The following is a 26,432-nucleotide window of genomic DNA, read 5'->3' as shown; positions in this document are numbered from 1 at the left end:
GAAGTTCGCCGGCCTGGATGTTTTCGACATCGAGATCAACGAAACCGACCCGGACAAGCTGGTCGAGATCATTGCCGGCCTGGAAGCCACCTTCGGCGGCATCAACCTTGAAGACATCAAGGCGCCCGAATGCTTCACCGTCGAGCGCAAGCTGCGCGAGCGCATGAAGATCCCGGTCTTCCACGACGACCAGCACGGCACGGCGATCTGTGTGTCGGCCGCCTTCATCAACGGCCTGAAGGTCGTGGGCAAGGACATCAAGCAGGTCAAGGTCGTCACCTCCGGCGCGGGCGCCGCGGCGCTGGCGTGCCTGGACCTGATGGTGGACCTGGGCCTGCCGCTGGAAAACATCTGGGTCACCGACATCGAGGGCGTGGTCTACGAAGGCCGCACCACGCTGATGGATCCGGACAAGGCGCGCTTTGCGCAGAAGACCGATGCCCGCAAGCTGGCCGAGGTGATCCAGGACGCCGACGTGTTCCTGGGCCTGTCGGCCGGCGGCGTGCTCAAGCCCGAGATGGTTGCCGCCATGGGCTCGCGCCCGCTGATTCTGGCGCTGGCCAACCCCACGCCGGAGATCCTGCCGGAAGTGGCGCACGGCGTGCGCGACGACGTGGTGATGGCCACGGGCCGTTCGGACTACCCGAACCAGGTCAACAACGTGCTGTGCTTCCCGTACATCTTCCGCGGTGCGCTGGATGTGGGCGCCACGACCATCACGCGTGAAATGGAAAAAGCGGCGGTGTACGCCATCGCCGAACTGGCTGAGGAAGAACAGAACGAAGTCGTGGCGGCCGCCTATGGCACGTTCGACATTTCGTTCGGCCCCGAATACCTGATCCCGAAGCCGTTCGATCCGCGCCTCATCGTGCGCATTGCGCCGGCCGTGGCCAAGGCCGCGATGGACGGCGGCGTGGCCACGCGCCCGCTGGCGGATCTGGAAGCCTACGAAGAGCAACTTCAGCAATTCGTGTACCACTCGGGCGCATTCATGAAGCCGCTGTTCTCGGCGGCCAAGCGCATCGTGCGCGAAGGCGGCCCGGCGCGCATCGTGTTTGCGGAAGGCGAAGACGAGCGCGTGCTGCGTGCCGTGCAAGTGGTGGTGGACGAAGGCCTGGCCCGCCCGATCCTGGTGGGCCGTCCGTCGGTACTGCTGACCCGTATCGAAAAGCTCGGCCTGCGTCTGCGTCTGGGCGAGGACGTCGAAGTCACCAACCCCGAATACGACGAACGCTTCCATCAGTACTGGACGACCTACTGGGAACGCATGTGCCGCCGCGGCATCACCAAGGAAATGGCGCGCGTGGAAATGCGCCGCCGCATGACGCTGATCGGCGCGATGATGGTGCACCTGGGCGATGCCGACGGCATGGTCTGCGGCTCCGTCGGCGCGTACCACGATCACCTGCGTTTCGTGGATGAAGTGATCGGCCGCCGCCCGGGCCACAACGTGTACGCGGCCATGAACATCCTGCTGCTCAACGAGCGCACGGTGGTCCTGGTGGACACGCACGTGAACGACGAGCCCACCGCCGAGCAGATTGCGGAATTCACCGTGGCTGCCGCGCGCGAGATGCGCCGCATGTATCTGGCGCCCAAGGCTGCGCTGCTGTCGCGCAGCAATTTCGGTTCGGGCAGCTCGGCGTCGGGCGCCAAGATGCGCCGCGCGCTGGAGCTGGTGCGGCAGATGGATCCCGAACTGGAAATCGACGGCGAAATGCACGGCGACTGCGCCTTGGACGAGGCCCTGCGCATGCGCATCCTGCCGTCGTCCACGCTCAAGGGCGAAGCCAACCTGCTGGTGTGCCCGAACGTCGACTCGGGCAACATCGCCTACAACCTGCTCAAGACGGCAGCGGGCGGCAACGTTGCGGTGGGTCCGTTCCTGCTGGGCGCCAATGCCCCCGTGCACATCCTGACCTCCAGCTCCACCGTGCGCCGCATCGTCAACATGACCGCGATGACGGTGGTCGATGTCAATACGCCACGTTGAAGTCAAGCCGGCCGGCAGGGCGTGCCCACGCACGCCCACCGGCCTGGTCCTGACGGGCGGCGGCGCGCGCGCTGCCTATCAGGTCGGGGTGCTCAGCGCCATCATGGAGCTGCTGGACCCGGACTGGCATTCCCGATTCCAGAACCCCTTCGACATCATCTGCGGCACGTCCGCCGGCGCCATCAACGCCGCCGCGCTGGCCTGCCGCGCCGACCGGCCCCATCTGGGCGTGCGGCGCATCCGCCGCCTGTGGTCGTCGCTGAACACCGACATGATCTACCGGGCCGATGCGCCCGGCCTGATCCGCACCGGCGTGCGGTGGCTGGGCCTCCTGTCGCTGGGGTGGATGTATTCCGGCCTGACGCGCAAGCGTCCGCATTCGCTGCTCGACAACACACCGATGCAGGGACTGCTAGAGCGCGTGCTGGACTTCAGCAATCTGCGTTCCAACCTGGAGAGCGGTTCGCTGTCCGCGCTGGCGATCACCGCGTCGGGCTACACCAGCGGCGAGCACCTGACGTTCTACCAGGCACACACCCCGATCGAACCCTGGCACCGCTACCTGCGGCTGGCCATCCCCACGCCCATCGGCATCGAACACCTGATGGCCTCGTCGGCCATTCCCTTTGTCTTTCCGGCGCGCCAGGTGCAGGTGCACGGCAAGGGCGAATGGTGCGGCGACGGCTCGATGCGCCAGCTTGCGCCCATCAGCCCGGCGATCCACCTGGGCGCGCACCGCGTCATGGTGATCGGCACGGGCTACCGCGACGACACCCACCCTGAGAATCGCGAGGATTCGCCGCCGTATCCGTCGTTGGCGCAGGTCGGCGGTCATGCGCTGTCGAGCATCTTCCTGGATGGGTTGTCGGCGGATGTCGAACGTCTGGAACGCATCAATTACCTGATGGACCACGCGGGTCCGAACGGCGCGCCGCCCACCGTGCGCCGCATCGAGGTGCTTACCATCACGCCCAGCCAGTCGCTGGATTTGATGGCGCTCGAACATTTGCACGATATGCCTGCACAGGCGCGTGCGCTTTTTCGCGTACTCGGTGTATCGTCCGATCCAAACCGTCCTGGGGGCGGGGCGCTGATGTCCTACCTCCTGTTCGAAGCCGGCTACACCAAGCGATTGATAGAACTGGGTTATGCCGATACGATGCGACGTAACGATGAAGTGATCGCCTTTTTCAGGGAGGCACAGGCATGACGCGCAATGGCCAATCTACTTTGCAGCGGCAGCTGATGCGCGGCGGTGCGCTGGCTCACGACGGGCTCGACAAGAAGGCCGTGGTGGACGCCGCGCACGAACTTGGCCTGTCCTTGTTTGTTGCCAATTGCGACCCGTGCCGCAGCCGCTCGGCCGTATTGCGCGCCATTGTCAAAGCGGTGGATTTTCCTGAATACTTCGGCGGCAACCTCGACGCCCTGTACGACTGCCTGTGCGACACCGTGCTGGATCACAAATCCGGCGTGGTGCTGTGGCTGTACCGCCTGCATTCCGGCGATCCGGCGCTGGAAGAAGACGCCGGCCGCATCGAAACCGTGTGCTCGGACGCCGCGGACTTCGCGCATGAAAACGGCCGCGTGTTTGCCTATGTGATCGAACACGCCGGCGCGCATCCCGATCCCGAGCCCGGGGTGGCCGCCGCGCCCTACGGCGAAAACGACTGACCTACCACCCGCGCAGGGCGCTGATCGCCGACAGCAGCGCCAGCCCGGCCGTCTCGGTGCGCAGCACCCGGGGGCCAAAGCGCACGGCCTGCACACCCGCCTTGCGGGCCGCTTCCACTTCCTTGTCCGACCAGCCGCCTTCCGGGCCGACCAACAGCGTGATGGACGTCTGATCCGAGGCGCCTTGCAGCATGCCGGCCAGGTCTTGTTCGGCCTCGGGATGGCACAGCACGCGAAGTCCGTCGGCAGGTTGCGCAAGCCAGTCTTCCAGCGTCAGCGGCGCGTCGACTGTCATCAACCGGTTGCGGCCGCATTGCTCCGCCGCGGATTGCGCGATGCGCTGCCAGTGCGCAACGCGCTTTTCCAGCCGGGCGCCCGACAGTTGCAATACGCTGCGCTGCGCGGCGATGGGGCTGACCCGGGCCGCGCCCAGTTCCACGGCTTTCTCCACCACCCAATCCATCTTGTCGCCCGACGGCAGCCCCTGGGCCAGGATGATGCGCCCGCCGAGTTCAGCTTCGCGCGGATTGAAGTCACCCAGCTGGGCGAAACCGGCCTTGCCCTCGACGTCCAGCACTGCGGGGTATTCGCCGCCTTCGCCATTGAACAGCGTGACGGCTTCGCCGGCCCGCAGGCGCAGCACGCGCAGGGCGTGATGGGCAAGGGCATCGGGCAGGGCGATGCGGGCGCCGGCGGCCAGCGGGGCATCGCAGTAGAAACGGGGGGCGGGCATAGGGAGCAGGCTTCGAAATGTGAGGGGACTGACAAGTTCGGCGTAGCCTACCACTCCCTGCCGATTCCTCTGGAAACCCGCGATTACATAGGGCATCCGGCCGATGGCCTCCGGGAAATCCCCTGATGCTAAAATCTCCTGCTTCGCAACCTACTCAACCGGCCCTATTTCCTCTGTAGGCGCGCCGGTTTCAAAGAGCCTTCCGAATGAGCAATCCGACCGCCCCTAAACTTGCCTTGGCGGATGCCATCCGCGCCCTCGCGATGGATGCCGTGCAACAAGCGAACTCCGGGCATCCGGGTGCTCCCATGGGCATGGCGGAAATCGCCCAAGCCTTGTGGGCCGGCAACCTGCGCCACAATCCCAAAGATCCCGCCTGGGCCAACCGCGACCGCTTCGTGCTGTCCAACGGCCACGGTTCGATGCTGATCTACGCCCTGCTGCACCTGACGGGCTACGACCTGCCGATCGAAGAGATCAAGAATTTCCGCCAGCTGCATTCCAAGACGCCGGGCCACCCTGAAGTGGGCATCACCCCGGGCGTGGAAACGACCACCGGCCCGCTGGGCCAGGGCCTGGGCAATGCCGTGGGCATGGCGCTGGCCGAAGCGCTGCTCGCCGCCGAATTCAACAAGCCGGGCCACACGCTCGTCGATCACCACACCTACGCGTTCACCGGCGACGGCTGCCTGATGGAAGGCATCTCGCATGAAGTGTGCTCGCTGGCCGGCACGCTCAAGCTGAGCAAGCTGGTCGTGCTGTACGACGACAACGGCATTTCCATCGACGGTCATGTGGAACACTGGTTCGCCGATGACACCGCCAAGCGTTTCGAAGGCTACGGCTGGAACGTCGTCCGCGGCGTGGACGGCCATGACGTCGCCGCTGTCGACGCCGCCATTAAGGCCGCGCGTTCGCAGTCGGACAAGCCCACGCTGATCGTCTGCCGCACCGTGATCGGCAAGGGTTCGCCCAACATGGCTGGCACGCACAACGTGCACGGCGCGCCGCTGGGCAAGGACGAAATCGCCGCCACGCGCGCCGCGCTGGGCTGGTCGTCGGAACCCTTCCAGATTCCGCAAGACGTGTACGACGGCTGGGACGGCCGCAAGCAAGGCGCCGAAGCCCAGGCCGAATGGCAGAAGCGCTTTGACGCCTACGCCGCCGAATTCCCCGCCGAGGCCGCTGAATTCACGCGCCGCATGAAGGGCGAGATGCCCGCCGGCTACGCCGACCAGTTCAAGGCCTTCCTGTCCGCCACGCTCGAAAAGGGCGAAACCGTCGCCACCCGCAAGGCCTCGCAATTCGCGATCGCCGCGCTGGCGCCGCTGCTGCCGGAAATGCTGGGCGGCTCGGCCGACCTGACCGGCTCCAACTTCACCGACTGGAAGGGCGTTGCCGCCGTCCGCGCCGGCGACAAGGGCATCCAGCTCGGCCGCCACATCAACTACGGCGTGCGCGAATTCGGCATGGCCGCCATCATGAACGGCATCGCGCTGCACGGCGGCTACCTGCCGTTCGGCGGCACGTTCCTGACGTTCTCCGACTACTCGCGCAACGCCATCCGCATGGCCGCGCTGATGAAGCAGCGCGTCGTCCACGTGTTCACGCACGACTCCATCGGTCTGGGCGAAGACGGCCCGACCCACCAGTCGATCGAACACGCGGCCAGCCTGCGCCTCATCCCCAACCTGTCGCTGTGGCGTCCTTGCGATACGGCCGAAACCGCCGTCGCCTGGAACGCCGCCGTGACGCGTCCGGCCAGCATCGGCATGGACGTGCATGACGGCGGCCCGACGGCCCTGTTGCTGTCGCGCCAGAACCTGCCGTTCGTGCCGCGCGACGCGGCCACGGTGGACGCCATCGCCCGCGGCGGCTACGTGCTGCGCGATGCCGACGGTGCCCGCGCCGTCATCATCGCCACCGGCTCTGAAGTCGCCATCGCCCTGGACGCCCAGGCGCAGTTGGCCAAGGAAGGCATCGCCGTGCGCGTGGTCTCCATGCCCAGCACCGACGTCTTCGACAAGCAGGACGCCGCCTGGAAGCAATCCGTGCTGCCCAAGGGTCTGCCGCGCGTGGCTGTCGAAGCCGGCGTCACCGCTTTCTGGCACAAGTACGTGGGCCTGGAAGGCGCCGTGGTCGGCATCGACCGCTACGGCGAGTCCGCACCGGCCGGCGCACTGTTCAAGTTCTTCGGGCTGACCGCCGACAAGGTGGCCGAGACCGTCAAGCAAGTTTTGTAAAAAAGGAGCTTAGTCATGACCATTCGCGTCGCCATCAACGGTTACGGTCGCATCGGCCGCAACATCCTGCGTGCCCACTACGAAGGTGGCAAGAAGCACGATATCGAAATCGTCGCCATCAACGATCTGGGCGATCCCAAGACGAACGCGCACCTGACGCGCTACGACACCGCCCACGGCAAGTTCCCGGGCACCGTCGAAGTCGACGGCGAGTTCATGGTCGTCAACGGCGACAAGATCCGCGTGCTGGCCAACCGCAACCCGGCCGAACTGCCGTGGGGCGACCTGAAGGTCGACGTCGTGCTGGAATGCACGGGCTTTTTCACCACCAAGGAAAAGGCCGGCGCGCACATCAAGGGCGGCGCCAAGAAGGTCATCATCTCGGCCCCCGGCGGTAAGGATGTCGACGCCACCATCGTCTACGGCGTCAACCACGGCGTGCTGAAGTCGACCGACACCGTCATCTCCAACGCCTCGTGCACCACCAACTGCCTGGCCCCCCTGGTCAAGCCGCTGAACGACAAGCTGGGCCTGGAAAACGGCCTGATGACGACCGTTCACGCCTACACCAACGACCAGGTCCTGACCGACGTCTACCATGAAGACCTGCGCCGCGCCCGTTCGGCCACGATGAGCATGATCCCCACGAAGACTGGCGCTGCCGCCGCCGTGGGCCTGGTCCTGCCGGAACTGAACGGCAAGCTGGACGGCTACGCCATCCGCGTCCCGACCATCAACGTGTCGCTGGTCGACCTGTCGTTCGTGGCCAGCCGCGACACGACCGCCGAAGAAGTGAACAGCATCCTGAAGGCCGCCTCGGAAGGCGAACTGAAGGGCATCCTGGACTACAACACCGAACCCCTGGTCTCGGTCGACTACAACCACAACCCGGCCTCCAGCACCGTTGACGCGTCGCTGACCAAGGTCTCGGGCCGTCTGGTCAAGGTCTCGTCCTGGTACGACAACGAGTGGGGCTTCTCGAACCGCATGCTCGACACCACCGTCGCGCTGATGTCGGCCAAGTAAGCACACCGCCAGTCCATAAGGGGACGGATTTGTTTTCCGCCATTGCGGAAAATGGGTTCGTCCCCTTTGTTCGCCTACCGAAGGAATCCAAATATGTCCAAGGTCAAAACTTTGTCCGCGCTGGCCAAGGCCGGCGCCCTGTCCGGCAAGCGTGTGTTCATCCGCGCCGACCTCAACGTCCCGTTCGATGACGCCGGCCGCATCAGCGAAGACACCCGCATCCGCGCCTCGGTGCCCGGCATCCGCCTGGCGCTGGACGCCGGCGCCGCCGTGATGGTCACGTCGCACCTGGGCCGCCCGAAAGAAGGCGTCCTGACGGACGCCGATTCGCTTGCCAAGGTCGGCCAGCGCTTGTCCGAGCTGCTGGGCATGCCCGTGCAGCTGGTGCGCGACTGGGTCGATGGCGTGAAGGTCGATCACGGCCAGGTCGTGTTGCTGGAAAACTGCCGCGTCAACGTCGGCGAAAAGAAGGACGACGAGGCGCTGGCCAAGAAGATGGCTGCGCTGTGCGACGTCTACGTCAACGACGCCTTCGGCACCGCCCACCGCGCCGAAGCCACCACCCACGGCATCGCGCGCTTTGCCACCGTGGCCTGCGCCGGCCCCCTGCTGGAAGCCGAACTGGACGCCCTGGGCCGTGCGCTGCACGAACCCAAGCGCCCGCTGGTCGCGATCGTGGGCGGCTCCAAGGTGTCGACCAAGCTGTCCATCCTGCAATCGCTGGCCGACAAGGTCGACCAGCTGGTGGTGGGCGGCGGCATCGCCAACACGTTCATGCTGGCTGCCGGCCTGTCCATCGGCAAGTCGCTGGCGGAACCTGACCAGGTCGATCAGGCCCGCGCCGTGATCGACATCATGAAAAAGCGCGGCGCGGCCGTGCCGATTCCCGTTGATGTGGTGTGCGCCAAGTCGTTCGGCGCCGACGCCGAAGCCACCGTCAAGGCGGCCACCGACGTCGCCGACGACGACATGATCCTGGACATCGGTCCCAAGACCGCCGAGCAACTGGCCGGCATCCTGAAGCAGGCGGGCACGATCGTCTGGAACGGTCCGGTGGGTGTGTTCGAATTCGATCAATTCGCCAACGGCACCGAAGTGGTGGCGCGCGCGATTGCCGACTCCGAAGGCTTCTCGATCGCCGGCGGCGGCGACACCCTGGCCGCCATCGCCAAGTACAAGATCGGCGAACAGGTCGGCTACATCTCGACCGGCGGCGGCGCCTTCCTGGAATTCCTGGAAGGCAAGACCCTGCCGGCCGTGGCCGTGCTGGAAGCCCGCGCGGCGGGGTAAGTCCGGCTGCGTACGCCTCTTGCGAAGGGGCGGCGTGCGGCGGGCGTCAGACGCCCGCCCGCACCAAGCGTGCGGCACCCACAGCCGCCTTGATTCGCCGCGCACCGCGCGGCTTGGGGTTGGTGTAGGCTTGGGCGGTCATCCCGCCGCTGGCGGGAATTCACTTGTGATCCGTCTCGCTGCACCATGAATCTCCGCTTTATTCCTGGCCTGGCCAACTTCCAGGGCATTACCCGCGAATCGGCGCGGCGTGACGTTACCGCAGGGCTGAGTGTTGCGGCCGTGGCCCTGCCGGTCGGTCTGGCTTATTCCGCCATGATGGGCGTGCCGCCCGTCGCCGGCTTGTGGGCCGCCATCGCGGGCATGCTGGCGTATGCGTTCTTCGGCTCGTCGCGCACCCTCATCGTGGGGCCCGACACCGCCACCTGCACCCTGATTGCCGCCACGCTGACCGGCATGGCGCTGACCACGCCGGAAGCGCGCCTGCTCGGCGCCACCAGCATTGCGCTGACCGTGGGCGTGGGCTGCCTCATTGCGCGCGTCCTGCGGTTGGGCGTGCTGGCCAATCTGCTGTCGCGCCCGGTGCTCATCGGCTACATGGCCGGGGTGGCGATCACGCTGGCGATGTCGCAGTTGAGCGGCCTCACCGGCGTGGGACTGCGCAACAGCGGCCTCATCCATCCGTTCATGGAACTGTCGCATCGCCTGTCCGAGATCCGGCTGCCGACCCTGTTCCTGGGCTTGGCATCGTGCATCTTCCTGGTGGTGGTCAAGCGCGTGCGGCCGTCGTGGCCCGGTCCTATCCTGCTGGTGGTGGCGACCTGCGTGCTGTCCTGGCTGTTCAATTTTCCGGCGCTGGGTATCGCGGTCGTGGGCGACGTGCCGGCCGGGCTGCCGTCCTTCCATCTGCCGGTCAGTCTGGAAGGCGTGGACGGCATTCTGCTGGGCGCGGCGGGCGTCCTGGTTGTCAGTTTTTCCAGCGGCATCGTGACCGCGCGCAGTTTTGCAGCGCGCACCGGCGAGCACGTGGATCCCAATCGCGAACTCGTGGGCTTTGGCGCGGCCAACGTGGCGGCGGGGCTGTTCCAGGGCTATGTCGTGACGGGCGCGGACTCGCGCACTGCGGTCGGGCTGGTGGCCGGTGGCTCGTCGCCGCTGGTCAGCATCAGCGCCGCGGCCGCGCTGGCCGTGGTGGTGGGGCTGTTGAGCGCGCCGCTGTATTGGCTTCCGCAGTTTGCGCTGTCGGCCATTCTGCTGCTGGCCGCGGCCAGCCTGTTCGATTGGCAGGCCTTCAAGCGGCTCGCGCGCATTTCGCGGATCGAGCTCGCGTTCGGCGTGTTGGCGGCCGTGGGTGTCGTGGGATTCGGCGTGTTGCAAGGCGTGGCCGTCTCGGTGGGCGCGACGCTGCTCTACGCCATGTACGTGTCCGGCAATCCCCGCGATGCGCTGCTGGGCCGGCTGCCCGGGGAAACCGTGCTGGGCAAGCTGCATCTGAATCCGGAAGCCAAGCCCGTCCCCGGCGCGGTGATCTGGCTGTTCGAATCGTCGGTCTGGTTCTTCAACGCGGACGCCTTCCGCCGCCGCGCCCGCGAGATCATCGAACAGGCGGGCGACGTGCGCTGGTTCGTGCTGGATGCCGAGGCCATGACGCAAGCCGACGCGGACGCGGTCGAGGCGCTGTATGAACTGAAGCGCAATCTGGACGAGCGCGGCATCACGCTGCTGGTGGCCGGCGGCCACGGCAAGTTCCGCGAGGCGCTGCAACGTTCGGGGCTGGTCAAGAAGATCGGGCCGGACAGAATCTTCGGCAGCCCGGAACAGGCGGTCGACGCCATCGAGCGGTGGCGGCAGGGTGGGCCGGCGACGCTGGGCTGACCTTCAAATGGCCGGGGGCCCAGCGCCCTGCGTCAATCGATGATGTGATACCCGCCGTCGATATACAGCGTCTGTCCCGTCATGAGCCGCGCTGCATCGGTGGCGAGCCACGCAGTCGCTTCGCCCACATCGTCGATCGACACCAGGCTGCGCGCGGGCGCCTTGGCCTGCGCGCGGTCCAGCATCGTGTCGAACTCCGCGATGCCGGACGCGGCGCGCGTCTTCAGCGGACCCGGCGAGATCGCATGCACGCGGATGCCCTGCGGGCCCAGCTCGGCCGCCAGATAGCGCGTGGCGGATTCCAGGGCGGCTTTCACCGGTCCCATCATGTTGTAGTGCTCGACCACCATCTGCGAGCCGTAGTAACTCATGCAGAAGAGGGCGCCGCCATTGCGCATCAGCGGCTCGGCCAGCTTGGCCATGCGGATGAAGGACCAGCACGATACGTCCATCGCCTGTAGAAAGCCCGCGCGCGAGCAGTCAGTGACGCGCCCGTGCAGATCGTCGCGCGGCGCGAACGCGACTGAATGCAGCACGAAGTCCAGCGCGCCCCATTCGTCCGCGATGCGGCTGAAGACGGCTTCCAGCTCGCCGTCGTTCAGCAGGTTCATGGGCATCAGCAAGGGCGCTTGAACCTGCTGCGCCAACGGCGCCACGTGCGGCAGGGCCTTGTCGTTCAGGTAGGTGACCGCCAGTTCGGCCCCCATGGCGCGAAACGCCTTGGCGCATCCCCACGCGATGGAGTCGGCGTTGGCGATGCCGGTCACCAGCCCGCGCTTGCCGGCCAGCGGCAGATGCGCGCTCATCGCTGCCTCACGAGCGCGAGCGTGTGCTGCGCGATGACCAGCTCTTCGTTCGTGCGCACCACGTAGACGCCAATGCGGCTGTCGTCGGACGAGATGCGCGGCCCGTGGCGGGCGTTGCGCTCGGGGTCCAGCTTGATGCCCAGCCAGCCCCAATGCTCGCTGATCGCCTGGCGGATCTCGGCGGAATTTTCGCCGACGCCGGCCGTGAAGACGATGCCGTCGATGCCGTTGGTCGCGCAGCCCAGGCCGATCATGCCTTCGGCCACGCGCCACGCGAAATACTTCAGCGCCAGCTTGGCCGACGGCGCATGGCTTGCCAGCAGTTCGCGCATGTCGTTGCTGATGCCCGACAGGCCCTTCATCCCGCAGTCGTGATACAGCATGTGCTCGATCTCGTCGTGGCTCATGCCCTGTTCCATCATCCACAGCACCACGCCGGGGTCCAGGCGGCCGGGACGCGTACCCATCGGCAGGCCTTCCAGCGCGGTAAACCCCATGGTGCTGTCCACGCTTTTGCCCTGGTGCATGACGCAGGCCGACACGCCAGAGCCCAGGTGGGCGACAACAATCTTGCCCATGGCGATGTCGGGCAACGTCTGCTTCAGGCGTTGTGCGATGTATTCGTAGGACAGTCCATGAAAGCCGTATCGGCGCACGCCTTCCAGATACAGGCGCTCAGGCAGCGCATAGCGGTCCGCGACGTCGGAATGGCTGCGGTGGAACGCCGTGTCGAAGCAGGCGACCTGCGGAATCCACGGCCGGCGTTCGCGGATCACGCGGATCGGGGCCAGGTTATTGGGTTGGTGCAGCGGCGCGAGTGGCGTGAAGGTGCCAAGCCGGGCCAGGATGTCGTCGTCGATCAGCACCGGCTCGGACAGGTCCGGCCCGCCGTGGACCACGCGATGCCCCACTGCGAGCGGCGCGCCGCCCAGGTGGCCGCTCAGCCACGTGCCGACGACTTCCTGCGCGTTGGGCACGTCAGGCGCGTGGCTGGGCGCGATGTCGCGTTCGACGAGCGTCTCGCCCGCCGCGTCGCGCACGCGCAGGCGCGGATGCGTGGTGCCGATGCCTTCAAGCTGGCCGCCCAGCCGGGGCGCCAGCTCATGCTTGTCGTCGATGTCGTACAGGTAGAACTTGATGCTGGAACTGCCGGCGTTGATGACGAGGATGGTGTCGCTCATGGCGTTGTGCTTCCACGTTGAGACAAGTCGCGCGGCGGCCCGCGAATGCAGGCCGGGGCTGGGAATGTTCAGGCCAGCGGTCTGGCCTGCTGCTGGGCAAGGTGGTTGGCGTAGATCGCCGCCACCGCGCACGACGCCAGGCGCGAACGCGGGCTGTCTGCGCGGCTGGTCAGGATGATCGGCACGCGTGCGCCCAGCACGATGCCGGCCGCCTCGGCGTTGGCGAGGAAGGTCAGGTTCTTGGCCAGCATGTTGCCGGCTTCCAGATCGGGCACCACCAGCACCTGGGCCACGCCGGCCACCGGCGAGCGGATGCCCTTGATGCGCGCGGCGTCGGGGCTGATCGCGTTGTCCAGCGCCAGCGGGCCGTCCAGCACGCCGCCCGCGATCTGGCCGCGGTCGGCCATCTTGCACAGGGCGGCCGCCTCGATGGTGCTGGGGATGCTGGGGGTGACCTGTTCGACCGCCGACAGGATCGCCACGCGCGGTTCGCCCAGCCCCAATCCCAGATGCAGGTCGATCACGTTGCGGATGATGTCGGCCTTGGTTTCCAGATCCGGAAAGATGTTGATGGCCGCATCGGTGATGAACAGCGGCTCGGCGTAGGTCGGCACTTCCATGATGAACACATGGCTGATGCGCCGGCCGCTACGCAGGCCCGTCGTGCGCGCCACGACCTCGTGCATCAGCTCGTCGGTGTGCAGGCTGCCTTTCATCAGCAGGGAGGCCTCGCCGCTGCGCACCAGCGCCACGGCGGTTTCTGCGGCTGCGTGGCTGTGCGGCGCATCGACGATGCGGGCGTCGCCCAGGTTCAGCTTGAACTGCTCGGCCGTGTCGCGGATCTTGCCTTCGGGACCGACCAGGATGGGCCGCAGCAGGCCCAGATCGCGCGCTTCCAGCGCGGCCGACAGCGACGGTTCATCGCAGGGGTGGGCGATCGCGCAAGGCGCCGCCTCCAGCGTTTGCGCGCGCGCGATGAGTTTGTCGTAGTGCGTGGACGTCGGGAGGCTCATGGGTCTCAGGCCTTGGCAGGTTGACGGGCGGCGGCCGCGCGTTTGGCGGGCGCCTTGGCCGAGGTCGCGTCCGCGCCGGACTTGGATGCGGACTTCGATGCGGACTTGGACGCTGTCTTGGCGGCGCCATTGGCCGCAGTAGTGGTCGCAGTCTTGGCTGCAGTCTTGGATGCTTTAGCTGCCGGCTTTGCCGGGGACTTCGATGCCGTTTTGGACGCGCCGTTGGACGTGCCGTTGGACGTGCCGTTGGACGCGGCGTTCGATGCGACCTTTTTCGACGCGGACGGCGCAGCCTTCGATGCGACCTTCTTCGATGCGGACGGCGCGGCCTTCTTGGGCGGCTCCGCCTCATTCACGGCCTTACCCGCCGCGTCAGGATGCGGCCGGGCGGTCTTGGCGGGCACCTCGGCTGCCAAGTCGACCAGGTCCTGGACCGGATAGGCGGACTTCGTAGCGGCGGCGCCGCGCGACGCGGCAGGCGCCTGACCCTGTCCGCGCCGCTGCGCGCGGCGTTCGGCCGCTTCGAAGATGCGCTCCATTTCGTTCAGGCTTTCGCGCGCGGCGTCGCTCAGCGGCTCGGCGGCTTCCAGGACGCCCTTCATCGCGACCAGGCTGGCGCGGATTTCCGCGGCCGAAGCGTCTTCCAGAAGACGCGGCATGGCCTGGATGGCGGCGTCCGAATCCAGCGTCATCATCAAGGCCTGTTCGCGGATCACGTCCTTGAAGGCCTCCAGCGTCAGCGCGTTGTCGGCTTCGGCGCGCATCTTGCGGATGAGCGCGAAGCTGCGCTCGTCCAGACCGCCCTCGGCGCCGGACACATACAACAGCATCCGGATCGCGGCCACGCGCAGACCGCCTTCCTGCAGCATCGAGCGCAGTTCGGCGGCGCGGTCTTCCATGAAGCGGCGATGTTCCGGCGAGACGCCCGGATGACGGCGCGGCGGGCCGGACTTGGCGCCCAGACCGGCCAGATCCTGCACGACCGGCGATCCATACACGCTCATGAAGGTGCGCTCGTCGGCGGAATCGCGCAATTCCTGCCAGATGTTCAGGCTGGTCTCGATCCAGTTCGAGAACATCTCCTGCGCCACCACGAAGGGATTGGTGGGCGCGGCCTGCTGCCGGTTCTCGCGCACCTGTTCGGCCACCTTGGCGATGGGCGCGATGACCGGGTTGCGGTCGGAAATCAGTTCGTAGGGCAGGCGCAACGGGTGCATGCGCTGCATCCAATCGGCCGATTGCGGCGTGACCATGGCGCGCAGCCAGGGCTGCACGAAGCTGCGGTACATGCCCAGGTTGATGTCCGAGATGCGGGCCACCGCGGCAAAGCGCTGGTCGTCTTCTTCCTTGCGGTCGACGATGGCGCGCACGTCGTCCAGCTTGCGCTGTTCGAAGGACAGCACATAGTTGCCGAAAGCCAGATCGGCGTTGGGCGTGTCGGGCGTCTTGTCAGCGATTTCGGCCTGGTAGATGCCCGGCGGCAGCACATCGATCATGTCGATGTTGGAAGTGAATTCCTGGTGTTCCTTGCGCGCGACGCTGCCGGACACGAAGATGCCCAGGTGGCCGATGCTTTCGTGGATGGCGTAGACGATGGTCTGGCCGTGGGCCAGGACTTCGGCTTCGTTCTGGTAGAGCTCGGGAATCCAGCCCAGCGCCTGCGGCGGCGGGGTGATGTTGTCGCCCTTGGAGCAGAACACCACGATGGGCGAGCGGATGTTGCGCAGGTCGATGCGGATGCCGTCGGAGGTCACCAGGCCGGCGGTCGCCAGGCGGTTGCCGACGAACAGGTTGTCGACGATGTACTGGATTTCGGGGCCATTTAGGAAGACGTGGCCGCCCCACCATTTTTCAAAGCTGAGGTAACGGTCGGCTTCGGTGTCGACCTTGGAATACAGGTTGTACTGCTTGGACCACAGGGTGTTGGCCGGGTTGAGATTCTCGAAGTTCTGCACCAGCCAGGCGCCGTCGAACTTGCCGTTGCCCAGATCGCTGGTCATGGCTGTGAGCCAGCTTCCGCCCAGCAGGCCGCCCGCGTAGCGCATGGGATTCATGCCGCGCCAGCCCGCCCAGTACGACAGCGGCGCGCCCGCGACGATGATCGGCCCGAACAGTTCAGGACGCACCGCCGCGGTCATCATGATCTGCCAGCCCGCCTGGCAATTGGCCACGACGACGGGCTTGCCCTCGGCATCCGGGTGCAGCGCGATGATTTCTTCCAGGAAGCGCGCCTCGGCCATCATCACGTCTTCGACGGTCTGGGTGGGCATGGGCTGCGGCAGGAACGTCGCGAAGTAGCAGGGATGTCCCGCGCGCACGGCCACGCCGATTTCGCTTTCCGGCTTGAAGCCGCCGATGCCCGGCCCGTGGCCCGCGCGCGGATCCACCACCAGGAAGGGGCGCTTGATCGGGTCCGTTTCCACACCGGCCGGCGGCTTGATCCGCAAGAGTCCGTAATTGACGGGACGGGGCAGCTCGCGGCCATCCAGCACCAGCTCGAATTCCATGCTGAGCACGTTCGGCGCGCGCTTGGCCATGTGTTCGTGGTACTGGTTGCCGCGCTGGCGCATCACGTCCGCGTAAAGCACGCCGCGCTGCCAGGCGTCCACGGCGTATTCGTAGGCGGCCGTCCAGGGGTTGAGGGACGGGGCGAGCGTGTGATCGGTGCCGGATCCGGCCATGGCGATCTCCTGTAATGAGCTGCCGGCGACAGATGGCCGCCGAGCCGGTCCCCAGTGGAACCGGCGAAATTGACCTCCCCATTACACCGCAACGGATGGTGCGGTGCAACATCCGAACGATTGCGGGGCGTCAACGGGCCGATCAGCCCCAGCTCAATCGGACTGATGGCAGACCGCTTCCACGCGGTTGCCGTCTGGGTCCAGCAGGAAGGCAGCGTAATACAGGGGATGGTAATGCGCGCGCAGGCCGGGTGCGCCGTCGTCCCGGCCGCCGTGCGCCAGGCCGACGGCATGGAAAGCGTCGACGGCCGCCCGGTTGGGCGCCTTGAAGCACCAGTGGCGCCGGGCGGCGGATGCGGAATCGGGTGAAGCTTCGGGGGTGGCGAACACCGACAGATAGGTATGGACGCTGTCGCCGGGACCGCAGCGCTCGCCGTATCCCAGCGCGTCGGGACGGTCGTAGACTTTGTCCGCGCCCAGCGCCCGCATGATGGCGTCGTAGAACGGCCGGGCGGCTTCCAGGCGGGCGACGGTGATGGAGACGTGATCCAGCAGCTGCATCGCGGCGCCTTGGATGAGGGTCAGGTCACCGCGCGGCGGCGTTGTGTTCCAGCCATTTCTGTACGGCGGGGCGCTGCCATTGGGCGTCGGCGTAGGCGCGCAGCGTGTCGGGCAGGTCGTCGTTCGACAGGCGTTTGAGCATGACCGCCAGATCGATGTCGGCGATGCACCATTTGTCGAACAGCGTCGTCTGGCCGACGCCGACCAGATAGCTGGCAACGCGGATCAGCTTGGCCGCCGCCGCATGCGCGTCGTCGGACAGCGGCTGGCCGGTTTCGCCGTAGAAGACGGTTTCGGTGGGACGTTCCTGGCGCAGGGCGCCCAGGTCGCTGCGCAGCCAGGCCTGCAACTGGCGCGCGCGGGCGCGTTCCTGCAGGGCGGACGGAAACAGGGCGGTGTGTTCGGGCGGGGGGAAGGCTTCGTCCAGGTATTCGGCGATAACGCTGGATTCGGTCAGGTTGAAGTCCGCGTGCGTCAGCGCCGGCACTCGCGAGGTGAGCGCGCGGCACTGAAACGGCTGCATGCGCTGTTCGCCGGCGCCCAGGTCGATGGGACGCACTTCGAAAGGCAGTTGCTTTTCGGTCAGCGCCACATAGACCGACATGGCGTATGGGCTGAGAAACAGGGAATCGACGTATAGCGTAATCGGGGCGCCCAAAGCTTGTCTCCGGTCAGGCGAGGTAACGAATGGACAGGCCGCGCGCGGCGGCTGGTTTGCAAAGCGTAACGCAAGTGCAATGCGGACGTGTCGCGCGGGCGCGTCAGTCCGCAAAGGTCAGCCTGCAAAGGGGTCAGTCCGCAAAGGTCAGTCCACGATAAACAGCTTGGCGCCGGTCTGCGTGGACGAGCGGTGCGGTTCTGCCTGATCGGCCACCTGATAGCTCATGCCGGGGGTCAGCACGAACTGGCGGCCGTCTTCCAGTTCGGTGTGCAGTTCGCCTTCCAGACAGAACAGGATGTGGCCCTTGGTGCACCAGTGGTCAGCCAGGTAACCGGCCGTGTATTCCACCATGCGCACGCGCAGGTCGCCGAATTGGCGGGTCCGCCAGTACGCCATGCCGGTTTCGCCGGCGTGTTCGGTGCGTTCCACTTCGGACCAGTCGGTGGTGCCGAAGGGGATGTTGCTCATCTTCATCGTGAATCCTGCAAGGTGGGTCCGCCCCCAGAATGCCGGGCGAAAAATCACATACTACGCCAATCGGGTGACCCCATTACGCGGCCGGCCCGTGGCGCGCGGCCGCACATTGAAAAATCGGTCCATAACCCCTATCTTCTGGCTATTCAAGGCCGGATCCGGCTGTGCCGGACGCGGCCTCAACCCTCTACGTGAGCTGGAACATGGAGTTCAAGGACTACTACAGCATTCTCGGGGTGGAGCAGGGCGCATCCGACGACGATATCCGCAAGGCATACCGCAAGCTCGCCCGCAAATATCACCCAGACGTCAGCAAGGAAAGCGACGCCGAAACCCGCATGCGCGACGTCAACGAAGCCTACGACGTGTTGCGTGACGCCGAAAAGCGCCAGGCCTATGACAATCTGGCCGCGGGCGTCTCGCCCGAAGGCGGCTTCCAACCGCCGCCCGGATGGGACGAAGGCTTCGAATTCCACCGCGGCGCCGCGGCCGGCGACGAAGCCCAATTCAGCGAGTTCTTTTCGTCACTCTTTGGTGGTCGGGGCGCCAGGCACGGCGGGCGCCAGCAGGAATTTCGCACGCGCGGCGAAGACCATCACGCCGCGATCGAAGTCGACCTGGAAGACGCCATCAAGGGCGCGACGCGCGACATCAGCCTGCGGTCCATGCAGATGGACGACCAGGGCCGGCCGCACATGCAGAGCCGCACCCTCAGCGTCAAGATTCCGGCCGGCGTGCGCGAAGGCCAGTACATCCGGCTGTCCGGGCAGGGCATGCCCGGCTATGGCGGCGGCGAAAGCGGCGATCTGTATCTGGAAGTGCGCTTCAAGCCGCATCCCCGCTATCGCGCCGAAGGGCGCGATCTCTACATGACCTTGCCGGTTGCCCCGTGGGAAGCCGCGCTGGGCGCAAGCGTCCAGGCGCCCACGCCCGGCGGCACGGTCGAAGTGTCCGTGCCGCCCGGGTCCGGCAACGGCCGCAAGTTGCGGCTGCGCGGGCGCGGCATTCCCGGTGACCCGCCGGGCGACCTGTACCTGGTCCTGGATCTGGTGCTGCCGCCGGCGGACAGCGAAGCCGCCAAGGCCGCTTACCGCAAGCTGCAGCAGGATCTGCCCTTCAACCCGCGCCGCAATCTCGGGGTCTGAGCATGAAGAAGATAGTGATCACCAGCGCCACCGTCGTCGGCAAGTCGCAGCCGCTCAACGCAGACGACCTGGCGCGCGCCTGCGGCGCGGAAGTGGAATGGGTGGCCCGGCTGGTCGAAGTCGGCATCGTCAATGCCAGCGGCAGCGGCCCGGCGGAATGGCGTTTCTATAGCGTGGACCTGCAACGCGCCTTGCATGCGCGGCGGCTCGAGCATGACTTTGGCGCCGGCCTGGACGCCGTCGCGCTCATCCTGGACCTGAGCCAGGAGGTGCGCCGTCTGAAGTCGCAATTGCGGGCCCTGGGCGGGACGCCTTGACGGCGCGGGGCGTCTGATCGCGCCGAGTTCCGCTGGGCTGAGCCGGCGGCGATTCGCGCTGAACCGCGCCAAGCCGGATCGACCTGATCCAAGCCGCCCACACCGCTGAGTAAAATGGGCGCCCGCCGCAACAAGTCAAAGCGATGAGCGCCTTGGAGACTCCCCCCGCCGCCGCGCGCGCCCCGTCCGGCGGCGCGCATATCGATGGCCTGAAATCCTGCCTGCCGGTCATGATCGGCTACTTTCCGGTCGCCGTGACGTTCGGCATCGCCGGTATCGCGGCTGGCCTGACGCCGCTGCAGGTCATCCTGATTTCCGTGCTGGTCTACGCGGGCGCCAGCCAGTTCCTGCTGCTGGCCTCCATCAAGGCCGGCACGCCGTGGCTGTGGGTGGTGGCGCTGTGCTCGCTGCTCAATGCGCGGCATCTCCTCTATGGCCCGCTGCTGTCGCGCTTTTTGCCGGCGGCGCTGCGCGATCGCCTCAAGGTCGCTTTTCTTTTGACCGATGAAGTCTTCGCCACCGCCTTCAATCGGTTGCAGGGTGTGCAACCCGCCCGGCGCCAGGGCTGGATGATCGCGCTGGGTCTGGGCGCCTGGCTGACGTGGATCGCCGGCACCGCCGTGGGCGTGTACGCCGGCGACGGCCTTGAGCGACACTATCCGATGCTGTCGCAAGTCATGCGCTTTGCGCTGCCGGCGCTGTTCATGGCGCTGGTGTGCCAAAGCGCCCGGCGTGGCATGGGACTGCCCATCCTGGCCGCCGTCATGGGCGCCGGACTGGTGGCCGCGCTGGGATACACCAGCCTCGCCATCCTGGCGGGCGCGGTCATCGGCTGCGTCGCCTATCGCGCAAGGAGGCCGGCATGAACGCCAGCGGACTTGAATTCTGGGGCGCCGTCATTGCGATGGCGGTCATCACCTACCTCACGCGGGCGCTGCCGTTCATGCTGTCCGAGCGTAGCCGGCTGCTGCGCCACCTGTCCCGCGAGGGCTCGGCGCTGTCGGCGCTGGGGCCGTCGCTGCTGGCCGGCATCGCCGCCGCCGTGATCGTGCCGGATCTGCTGGGCGCCGCCGACGAGGCCGCCCACATCGCGCCGTACGTGGGCGGGCTTGTCGTCACGGGCGTGGCGGCGCGCCTGGTCAGCAACACGGGCGTAGCCGTGCTGCTGGGCATGGGCGGATACGGGATATTGCTGGCCTTGGCGGCGTAGCGGCCCGCAGGGCAAAATGGTCCGATCCCCAAGGAGACCGACCATGCTTACGCTCTACCACGCACCGCGTTCGCGGTCGTTCCGGATACTGTGGCTGCTCGAGGAACTGGGCGTGCCCTACGACACCGAGATGGTGTCGATCCGCGGCCACGACAGCACGGGGCACATGCCTGCCGATTACATCGACATTCATCCGCACCGCAAGGTGCCGGCGCTGGTGCATGACGGCGTGCCCGTGTTTGAAACGCCCGCCATCGCGGTCTACCTGACCGACCTGTTTCCGCAGGCGGGGCTGGGACCTGTCGTCGGCGACCCGCAACGCGGTCCCTATCTGACGTGGCTGGCGTATTCCACGGGCGTGTTCGAGCCGGCGATGGTCGAGCGGGCGTTCAAGACGCCGCATCAGGCCGCGCTGGGATGGGGTTCGGCCGACGAGGTCGAAGAGGTGCTGACGCGGGTGCTGCAGGCGCGGCCGTTTTTCCTGGGCGACAGGTTCTCCGCTGTGGACATCGTGCTGGGCGGCTCGCTGCAGTACATGATGCGGATGAAGATCGTGCCTGAAACGCCCGTGTTCAATGCGTACGTCGAACGCCTGGGTGAGCGTCCGGCGATGCACCGCGCCTTGCAGCGCGACGGGGACATCGAAGAGACCTGATCCGGGGCGTCAGGCGCCGCCCTGGATGCGCGCCGCCAGGTGGTCGCGCCATTGCTCGGGACGGCCGAGGTACCGGCTGGGTTCCAGCAGCGTGAAAGCGCCGTTGCGCTCCAGCGCCAGCGTCGGAAAGCCCGTGCCCCCGACTTGCGCCAGCAGCCGGCGGCTGGCGGCAATGTGGGCGGCAGTCTCGGCGCCCTGTGCCTGTTCGTAGGCAGCATCGAAGGCCTCGGCATCCAGACCGATTTCAACGGCCAGCGCGCGCAGCACGGCGGGATCGGCAATGCGCCGGCCTTCCACGTAATGCGCACGCTGCATCCGGTGCAGCAGGTCCAGGCCGCGGCCCGCCAGCGTTTGGGCGGCCAGGATGGCGGTGGTGGGCGGTTCGGAATCGAACACGGCGCCGCTGTCTCGCAGCAGGCCGTCGAAGTAATCGGCGCCGAACGGCTGGCCCGTGAGGCCCGCAATGCGCTCGTCGTGCGGCATGACGTAGCGGCGCAGGGCGTCGGTGACCGGCTGGCGGTTGCTGCCGGTCATCATGCCGCCGCCATGCGGCTCGATGTTCAGGCCCGGAACGGCGCGGGCGGCCTCCACCAGCGGCGCGGCGCCGTAGCACCAGCCGCAAAGCGGGTCGAAGATGTAATGCAGGGTAGGGGATGCGGGTGTCATGGCGCCATCGTAGACGGCGCCGGGCGCGGGCGCATAGGCCGGCGCGCTACCCAGAGTGTTGCAGCGGCCGTGCAGATTGCCTGCACGGCCGAATCGGTCAGACTGCGATCAGCCCGCGATCTGTACGCCGATCCAGAACAGGCCAGCGGCCAGCAGCATCGAGGCGGGCAGCGTCAGCACCCAGGCCAGCAGGATGTTGCGCACCGTGTTGCCCTGCAGCCCCGTCTTGTTGGCGATCATGGTGCCCGCCACGCCCGAGGACAGCACGTGGGTGGTGGACACCGGCAGGCTGAAGACGTTGGCAAGACCGATGGCGCCCACGGCGGTCAGCTGCGCCGACATGCCTTGTGCATAGGTCATGCCCTGCTTGCCGATTTTTTCGCCGACGGTCAGGACCACGCGGCGCCAGCCGACCATGGTGCCGGCGCCCAGCGCCAGCGCCACGGCCACGATCACCCAGAAGGGCGCGTATTCGGTGGTGGCGGTCAGGTCCGCGCGCAGCCGTTGCAGGTCGGCGGCCTCGCGGGCGGGCAGGCCTTCCAGTCGCGCCACCTTCTTGGCGGTGTCGTCCAGGCACAGCAGATAGCGGCGCACGTCGATGCGCTTTTGCGCAGACAGGTCGGCGTAGTTGGAAACCCCGTGCAGGTCCTTTTGCAGCGCCATGATGGTCGGCACGGTCAGGGCGGGGTCGCAGCGGAAATTGGCGGGCAGGTCTTCCTGGATGTCGACGCGGCGCAGCGCCAGGAAGTCGCCCAGCAGCGCTTCGTTGCGCTGGTAGAACACCATCAGGTGGTTGGCGGCGTCGCGGGTGCGTTCGATCTGGTAGGTGGTGCTGTGGGTGTCCAGCACGAAGTTGGCCGGCACGATGCCGATCAGCACCAGCATGATGAGGCCGATGCCCTTCTGCCCGTCGTTCGAGCCGTGCACGAAGCTCACGCCCATGGCCGACAGCACCAGCACCAGCCGGTTCCAGAACGGCGGATGCTTTTTGTTGTCGATGGCGCGGCGCTGTTCGGGGGTCTTGTGCATCTTGGACAGCGGCAGCCAGCGCTTGAGCGCCAGCAGCAGCAGGCCTGCCACCGCAAAACCGGCGATGGGCGAGGCCACCAGCGACAGGCCGATATCGATGGCCTTGCCCCAGTTCACGCCTTCACCCAGCGGCAGGTCGGTGATTAGCGCATTGGCCAGGCCCACGCCCAGGATCGAGCCGATCAGCGTGTGCGAGCTGGACGCCGGAATGCCGAAGTACCAGGTGCCCAGGTTCCAGGCGATGGCCGCCGCCAGCATGGCGAAGACCATTGCCAAGCCGCGGCCGGTGTCTACGTTGATCAGCAGTTCGACGGGCAGCAGATGGACGATGGCGTAGGCGACGCCCACGCCGCCCAGCAAGACGCCCAGGAAGTTGAAGATGCCGGACAGGACGACCGCCAGATGCGGCGGCATGGCCTTGGTGTAGATGACCGTTGCCACGGCGTTTGCCGTGTCGTGAAAGCCGTTGATGAATTCGAAGGCCAGGACGAATGTCAGGGCCAGCACAAGACTGAGGCCAACCCAGAGGTCTAGGCCGTGGAAGAGGTCGAACATGGGGGAGGGGGCGAGGTTCCGGCGAGAATGCCCCGATTATTGCAGATTTATGACCTGTCCCTGAATGAAGCGGCCCCCAAATCTTAGAACTTCGAATACTGGAATTCGATCTCCATGGGCTTGCCCAGGTTGGCGGACGTATCCGCCTGGATGACCATCACGGCCAGGATTCCCAGGTACAGCATGCAGAGCCACAGCGTTCTTTTCATGGGCGGAATACCTCGGCGATCTTTTGGTTGACGCGCAGCCAGCCCAGCTCGCCCAGATGCTGCACGTCGCGCAGCGTGCCGACCTCGAAGGGCGCGTCGTACATGTCCATGCAGGTCATCGCGTAGCGCTCGCACAGGCCGGCGACCTGCCGCTGGATCGGGTCGAACCGGTCCAGGTCGTTGAAGACCATCGGGTGCAGCGGCTGCATGACGAACAGCGCATTGACGTGATGCTGATGCAGCAGCGCCATCAGGGCGTCAAGTTCGCGCAATTCGTCGCGGCCGGTCAGGGGCTGGGGCTGGTAGGCGGTCTTGCCGCCCTTGGGGATGCTGCGCAGGTACTTGTTGAAGAATTCGTCGCGCACGGCGTAGCGGTTGTCCCTCATGAGCGCCTGCTCGGCGGCCTGCGCCTGATCGGCCAGCGCGTCCCAGTCCACCACGCGCGCCGCCGCCGCGGGGCCTTCGCGTTCCCGTTCGGGAAGGGGGGCGGCGTACGCTGGCGCCCACAGGCTGGCCAGCCGTTGACGAAACACATACGCCTGCTCGGCCGCCATCGACCAGTACACGCCGGCGTCGCCCTTGGCGTCCAGCCACCGCAAGACTTCGGACCTGCCATCGGGCTGGCGCAGCAGCCGGGGCAGCAGCGGGTTGGCGTGTTCCTTGAATTCGTCCGGCCCCAGTCCGCCCTCGCCGTCGAACCAGCCGGGCGACAGCATCACGACCACGCGCGAGGCGGGCGACAGGTCGTCGGCCAGCGCCGCCAGCACGAACTGCATGCCCAGCGACTGGAACCCGGAATGGCCGTACGCCAGGACGGGCATCTGCAGCTCGTCGGCCAGGAAGCGGTAGGGCACGAAGCGCAGGTCGTTGCTGGTGAGCTCCGACGACCCGAGGATCACCAGGCGGTCGCCCGTGCGCAGCGCCTGGCTCAACCGTGACAGATTGCGCGTCTGCTCGTCCAGGGTATTGCCCAGGTTGGGGATGTAGATGCCGGGTGCGGCGGCGGGCACCGGTTCGGTCTTCAGGGCCAGCGTATGCAGGGCCGCCCAGCCGGCCACGGCCGCGGCGGACAGGGCCAGCGCCGCGGCAAGCGCGTGCTGCCGAAGGGTGCGTTTAAACATGGGAAACCCGAAAATGCGTCGCGCCTGGACAAAGGGGGCGGTATTGTTAGCGGATGTTATCCAGCGGCCATGACGCGAACAAGCGCGGGAAACCCTGGGCGGCTCGCCGATTCCCCTTTTTGCGACACTTCGCCCCAGCCACACCGGCCGCGCCCCCGGTCTCACCCCGCTCGCGCCCGCCGCGTGCCGCCCGGCAGAATGCGATAGCATCGATGTCGCGCGCCCGGCCAGGACCCCTGGCCCGCCGTGCCGCCTGCCGCCGCCGCGGCGTTTCACCGCCGGATTTCCCCCTTCGCCATGACCGACATTGCCCGTATTGCCCGCAGCCACTCCGACGAACTCATCGTGGGGCTGGTGTCCGTTTCCGACCGCGCCTCCACCGGCGCCTATCAGGATCAGGGACTGCCCGCGCTGCGCGAATGGCTGGGCGGGGCGCTGGTGTCGCCGTGGCAGGCGGTGGAGCGACTGATTCCCGACGAGCCGGCCCGCATCTCCGAGACCCTGATTGAACTGGTCGACGGCTGCGGCTGCGACCTCGTCCTGACGACCGGCGGCACCGGCCCCGCGCGGCGCGACGTCACGCCCGAGGCCACGCTGGCGGTCGGCACCAAGGAAATGCCGGGCTTTGGCGAGCAGATGCGCCAGATCAGCCTGCGTTTCGTGCCCACGGCCATCCTGTCGCGGCAGGTGGCAGTCATCCGCGAAACGGACGGCCATGCCGCCCTGATCGTGAACCTGCCGGGCCAGCCCAAGTCCATCCGCGAGACACTGGAAGGACTCAAGGGCGAGGACGGCGCCGTGCTGGTGCCGGGCATCTTCGCCGCCATTCCGTATTGCATCGACCTCATTGGGGGCCCGTACGCCGAGACGCGCCCCGAGGTCATTGCGGCCTTCCGCCCCAAGTCCGCCCGGCGGCCCGCGCAGGCGTAGCGCGGGCGACAACGCCGCATCGCCTTGCGCGGCGGCTAGCCGTCGTGGCGCACCATGGCGGGGCCTCGCCCCGCCAAGACCGTGCGGTATAGTTGGCCGCCCCGATCAACCCCTGCTGNNATTTTCATCGTCATGAAGGTTCGTACCATCCTGTCCCTTACCGCCCTGGCTGCCCTGACGGCCTGCGCCAATGTCAAAGACGTCCGCGACCGCGAGCCCGTGTTCTACGGATCCACGCAGCGCACCGCCCAGGACTACACCCAATGCGTGGCGGACGCCTGGAAGGGACTGGACGTCAACTTCGAACAGAAGCCGGTGCGCAACGGGTATGAACTCGTCCTGCACGGCAGCCTGGGCGTCGAGGCCGTCCTGACGACCACCCAC

26 protein-coding genes are annotated in these 26,432 nt (G+C 66.9%); 14 read left to right on the top strand and 12 right to left on the bottom strand.

Annotation, left to right across the window (positions count from 1 at the left end; genetic code table 11):
* The 3 genes from B3446_RS15410 to B3446_RS15400 all read left to right on the top strand — a co-directional run.
* Positions 1–1,993, top strand: a 1,993-nt coding sequence (locus tag B3446_RS15410) for an NADP-dependent malic enzyme (RefSeq protein WP_291383113.1), incomplete at its 5' end; no start/stop codon positions are given.
* A complete protein-coding gene (locus B3446_RS15405) occupies positions 1,974–3,203 on the top strand; it encodes a patatin-like phospholipase family protein (RefSeq protein WP_246282926.1) in 1,230 nt (409 codons plus the stop codon). The genes B3446_RS15410 and B3446_RS15405, both read left to right, overlap by 20 nt.
* Positions 3,200–3,667, top strand: a complete 468-nt coding sequence (locus tag B3446_RS15400) for a barstar family protein (protein WP_191576017.1) — start codon at positions 3,200–3,202, stop codon at positions 3,665–3,667. Before B3446_RS15405 ends, B3446_RS15400 begins: the two co-directional genes overlap by 4 nt.
* A gap of 1 nt (position 3,668) precedes the next feature.
* Here the strand turns inward: B3446_RS15400 and B3446_RS15395 are convergent, their stop codons facing one another.
* Positions 3,669–4,400, bottom strand: coding sequence for a 16S rRNA (uracil(1498)-N(3))-methyltransferase (locus B3446_RS15395; protein WP_291383109.1), 732 nt, complete (start codon positions 4,398–4,400; stop codon positions 3,669–3,671).
* A gap of 206 nt (positions 4,401–4,606) precedes the next feature.
* Here B3446_RS15395 and tkt point away from each other — a divergent pair, with 206 nt between their 5' ends.
* The 4 genes from tkt to B3446_RS15375 all read left to right on the top strand — a co-directional run bounded on the left by tkt (position 4,607) and on the right by B3446_RS15375 (position 10,834).
* Positions 4,607–6,643, top strand: a complete 2,037-nt coding sequence (gene tkt / locus B3446_RS15390) for a transketolase (protein WP_291383107.1) — start codon at positions 4,607–4,609, stop codon at positions 6,641–6,643.
* Between the two features lie 15 nt (positions 6,644–6,658).
* Positions 6,659–7,669, top strand: a complete 1,011-nt coding sequence (gap, locus tag B3446_RS15385; protein WP_056570971.1) for a type I glyceraldehyde-3-phosphate dehydrogenase — start codon at positions 6,659–6,661, stop codon at positions 7,667–7,669.
* 93 nt (positions 7,670–7,762) lie between these two features.
* A complete protein-coding gene (locus tag B3446_RS15380) occupies positions 7,763–8,959 on the top strand; it encodes a phosphoglycerate kinase (RefSeq protein ID WP_191576014.1) in 1,197 nt (398 codons plus the stop codon).
* A gap of 186 nt (positions 8,960–9,145) precedes the next feature.
* On the top strand, positions 9,146–10,834 hold the full coding sequence (locus tag B3446_RS15375) for a SulP family inorganic anion transporter (protein ID WP_291383103.1): 1,689 nt from the start codon (positions 9,146–9,148) through the stop codon (positions 10,832–10,834).
* A gap of 32 nt (positions 10,835–10,866) precedes the next feature.
* Here the strand turns inward: B3446_RS15375 and fabI are convergent, their stop codons facing one another.
* The 7 genes from fabI to B3446_RS15340 form a co-directional block, all read right to left on the bottom strand.
* Complete coding sequence (gene fabI / locus B3446_RS15370) at positions 10,867–11,640, bottom strand: enoyl-ACP reductase FabI (RefSeq protein WP_291383101.1); 774 nt, start codon at positions 11,638–11,640, stop codon at positions 10,867–10,869.
* A complete protein-coding gene (locus tag B3446_RS15365; protein ID WP_291383099.1) occupies positions 11,637–12,821 on the bottom strand; it encodes an acetate/propionate family kinase in 1,185 nt (394 codons plus the stop codon). Before B3446_RS15365 ends, fabI begins: the two co-directional genes overlap by 4 nt.
* Before the next feature lie 68 nt (positions 12,822–12,889).
* Positions 12,890–13,834: a phosphate acetyltransferase gene (locus tag B3446_RS15360; protein WP_291383097.1), complete on the bottom strand. Its 945-nt coding sequence runs from the start codon at positions 13,832–13,834 to the stop codon at positions 12,890–12,892.
* 5 nt (positions 13,835–13,839) lie between these two features.
* On the bottom strand, positions 13,840–16,515 hold the full coding sequence (locus B3446_RS15355; RefSeq protein WP_291383095.1) for a DUF3141 domain-containing protein: 2,676 nt from the start codon (positions 16,513–16,515) through the stop codon (positions 13,840–13,842).
* 153 nt (positions 16,516–16,668) lie between these two features.
* A complete protein-coding gene (locus tag B3446_RS15350) occupies positions 16,669–17,076 on the bottom strand; it encodes a VOC family protein (protein WP_191576009.1) in 408 nt (135 codons plus the stop codon).
* A 25-nt stretch (positions 17,077–17,101) separates the two neighbouring features.
* Positions 17,102–17,734 carry a glutathione transferase gene (gene yfcF / locus B3446_RS15345; protein WP_291383093.1) on the bottom strand — a complete coding sequence of 211 codons (633 nt, stop codon included), beginning with the start codon at positions 17,732–17,734 and terminating at the stop codon, positions 17,102–17,104.
* Positions 17,735–17,881: 147 nt separating this feature from the next.
* Entirely contained in the window at positions 17,882–18,211 is a 330-nt protein-coding gene (locus tag B3446_RS15340; RefSeq protein ID WP_191576007.1) for a DHCW motif cupin fold protein, read from the bottom strand.
* A 203-nt stretch (positions 18,212–18,414) separates the two neighbouring features.
* Between B3446_RS15340 and B3446_RS15335 the strand changes: the two genes are divergently transcribed.
* From B3446_RS15335 to B3446_RS15315, 5 genes are all read left to right on the top strand, one after another.
* Positions 18,415–19,356: a DnaJ C-terminal domain-containing protein gene (locus B3446_RS15335; protein WP_291383115.1), complete on the top strand. Its 942-nt coding sequence runs from the start codon at positions 18,415–18,417 to the stop codon at positions 19,354–19,356.
* A gap of 2 nt (positions 19,357–19,358) precedes the next feature.
* Positions 19,359–19,673, top strand: coding sequence for a chaperone modulator CbpM (locus B3446_RS15330; RefSeq protein WP_291383090.1), 315 nt, complete (start codon positions 19,359–19,361; stop codon positions 19,671–19,673).
* Positions 19,674–19,825: 152 nt separating this feature from the next.
* On the top strand, positions 19,826–20,539 hold the full coding sequence (locus tag B3446_RS15325; protein WP_291383088.1) for an AzlC family ABC transporter permease: 714 nt from the start codon (positions 19,826–19,828) through the stop codon (positions 20,537–20,539).
* Positions 20,536–20,883, top strand: a complete 348-nt coding sequence (locus B3446_RS15320) for an AzlD domain-containing protein (RefSeq protein WP_175124566.1) — start codon at positions 20,536–20,538, stop codon at positions 20,881–20,883. The genes B3446_RS15325 and B3446_RS15320 overlap by 4 nt, the downstream gene beginning before the upstream one ends.
* Before the next feature lie 43 nt (positions 20,884–20,926).
* Positions 20,927–21,538 carry a glutathione S-transferase family protein gene (locus B3446_RS15315; protein WP_291383085.1) on the top strand — a complete coding sequence of 204 codons (612 nt, stop codon included), beginning with the start codon at positions 20,927–20,929 and terminating at the stop codon, positions 21,536–21,538.
* 9 nt (positions 21,539–21,547) lie between these two features.
* On the opposite strand, the gene B3446_RS15310 is transcribed toward B3446_RS15315, so the two are convergent.
* From B3446_RS15310 to B3446_RS15295, 4 genes are all read right to left on the bottom strand, one after another.
* The gene (locus B3446_RS15310; protein WP_291383083.1) at positions 21,548–22,204 is read right to left on the bottom strand and encodes a DsbA family protein; all 657 of its coding nucleotides are present in this window, start codon (positions 22,202–22,204) and stop codon (positions 21,548–21,550) included.
* Positions 22,205–22,312: 108 nt separating this feature from the next.
* Positions 22,313–23,788 carry an inorganic phosphate transporter gene (locus B3446_RS15305; protein WP_175125856.1) on the bottom strand — a complete coding sequence of 492 codons (1,476 nt, stop codon included), beginning with the start codon at positions 23,786–23,788 and terminating at the stop codon, positions 22,313–22,315.
* Positions 23,789–23,871: 83 nt separating this feature from the next.
* Entirely contained in the window at positions 23,872–23,997 is a 126-nt protein-coding gene (locus B3446_RS15300; RefSeq protein WP_255595213.1) for a hypothetical protein, read from the bottom strand.
* Entirely contained in the window at positions 23,994–25,118 is a 1,125-nt protein-coding gene (locus tag B3446_RS15295) for a D-alanyl-lipoteichoic acid biosynthesis protein DltD (protein WP_291383079.1), read from the bottom strand. The genes B3446_RS15300 and B3446_RS15295 overlap by 4 nt, the downstream gene beginning before the upstream one ends.
* A 297-nt stretch (positions 25,119–25,415) precedes the next feature.
* Here B3446_RS15295 and mog point away from each other — a divergent pair, with 297 nt between their 5' ends.
* Together mog and B3446_RS15285 are read left to right on the top strand one after the other, a co-directional pair.
* Positions 25,416–26,048, top strand: a complete 633-nt coding sequence (gene mog / locus B3446_RS15290) for a molybdopterin adenylyltransferase (RefSeq protein WP_291383077.1) — start codon at positions 25,416–25,418, stop codon at positions 26,046–26,048.
* Between the two features lie 132 nt (positions 26,049–26,180).
* On the top strand, positions 26,181–26,432 hold a 252-nt coding region (locus B3446_RS15285; RefSeq protein ID WP_291383076.1), incomplete at its 3' end, for a hypothetical protein.

Origin of the sequence: Achromobacter sp. UBA5777 (assembly GCF_002418565.1) — a bacterium.
Classification (GTDB): Bacteria; Pseudomonadota; Gammaproteobacteria; order Burkholderiales; family Burkholderiaceae_B; genus Achromobacter; species Achromobacter animicus.
The sequence above is the reverse complement of the archived record's forward strand: the minus strand, read 5'-3'. Positions and strand labels throughout refer to the sequence as shown.

Excerpts from the sequence above, each read along its gene's own strand:
- B3446_RS15405 (WP_246282926.1), top strand. The coding sequence starts at position 1,974 with ATGTCAATACGCCACGTTGAAGTCAAGCCGGCCGGCAGGGCGTGCCCA.
- B3446_RS15400 (WP_191576017.1), top strand. The coding sequence starts at position 3,200 with ATGACGCGCAATGGCCAATCTACTTTGCAGCGGCAGCTGATGCGCGGC.
- B3446_RS15395 (WP_291383109.1), bottom strand. The coding sequence starts at position 4,400 with ATGCCCGCCCCCCGTTTCTACTGCGATGCCCCGCTGGCCGCCGGCGCC.
- tkt (WP_291383107.1), top strand. The coding sequence starts at position 4,607 with ATGAGCAATCCGACCGCCCCTAAACTTGCCTTGGCGGATGCCATCCGC.
- gap (WP_056570971.1), top strand. The coding sequence starts at position 6,659 with ATGACCATTCGCGTCGCCATCAACGGTTACGGTCGCATCGGCCGCAAC.
- B3446_RS15380 (WP_191576014.1), top strand. The coding sequence starts at position 7,763 with ATGTCCAAGGTCAAAACTTTGTCCGCGCTGGCCAAGGCCGGCGCCCTG.
- B3446_RS15375 (WP_291383103.1), top strand. The coding sequence starts at position 9,146 with ATGAATCTCCGCTTTATTCCTGGCCTGGCCAACTTCCAGGGCATTACC.
- fabI (WP_291383101.1), bottom strand. The coding sequence starts at position 11,640 with ATGAGCGCGCATCTGCCGCTGGCCGGCAAGCGCGGGCTGGTGACCGGC.
- B3446_RS15365 (WP_291383099.1), bottom strand. The coding sequence starts at position 12,821 with ATGAGCGACACCATCCTCGTCATCAACGCCGGCAGTTCCAGCATCAAG.
- B3446_RS15360 (WP_291383097.1), bottom strand. The coding sequence starts at position 13,834 with ATGAGCCTCCCGACGTCCACGCACTACGACAAACTCATCGCGCGCGCG.
- B3446_RS15355 (WP_291383095.1), bottom strand. The coding sequence starts at position 16,515 with ATGGCCGGATCCGGCACCGATCACACGCTCGCCCCGTCCCTCAACCCC.
- B3446_RS15350 (WP_191576009.1), bottom strand. The coding sequence starts at position 17,076 with ATGCAGCTGCTGGATCACGTCTCCATCACCGTCGCCCGCCTGGAAGCC.
- B3446_RS15340 (WP_191576007.1), bottom strand. The coding sequence starts at position 18,211 with ATGAAGATGAGCAACATCCCCTTCGGCACCACCGACTGGTCCGAAGTG.
- B3446_RS15335 (WP_291383115.1), top strand. The coding sequence starts at position 18,415 with ATGGAGTTCAAGGACTACTACAGCATTCTCGGGGTGGAGCAGGGCGCA.
- B3446_RS15330 (WP_291383090.1), top strand. The coding sequence starts at position 19,359 with ATGAAGAAGATAGTGATCACCAGCGCCACCGTCGTCGGCAAGTCGCAG.
- B3446_RS15320 (WP_175124566.1), top strand. The coding sequence starts at position 20,536 with ATGAACGCCAGCGGACTTGAATTCTGGGGCGCCGTCATTGCGATGGCG.
- B3446_RS15315 (WP_291383085.1), top strand. The coding sequence starts at position 20,927 with ATGCTTACGCTCTACCACGCACCGCGTTCGCGGTCGTTCCGGATACTG.
- B3446_RS15310 (WP_291383083.1), bottom strand. The coding sequence starts at position 22,204 with ATGACACCCGCATCCCCTACCCTGCATTACATCTTCGACCCGCTTTGC.
- B3446_RS15305 (WP_175125856.1), bottom strand. The coding sequence starts at position 23,788 with ATGTTCGACCTCTTCCACGGCCTAGACCTCTGGGTTGGCCTCAGTCTT.
- B3446_RS15300 (WP_255595213.1), bottom strand. The coding sequence starts at position 23,997 with ATGAAAAGAACGCTGTGGCTCTGCATGCTGTACCTGGGAATCCTGGCC.
- B3446_RS15295 (WP_291383079.1), bottom strand. The coding sequence starts at position 25,118 with ATGTTTAAACGCACCCTTCGGCAGCACGCGCTTGCCGCGGCGCTGGCC.
- mog (WP_291383077.1), top strand. The coding sequence starts at position 25,416 with ATGACCGACATTGCCCGTATTGCCCGCAGCCACTCCGACGAACTCATC.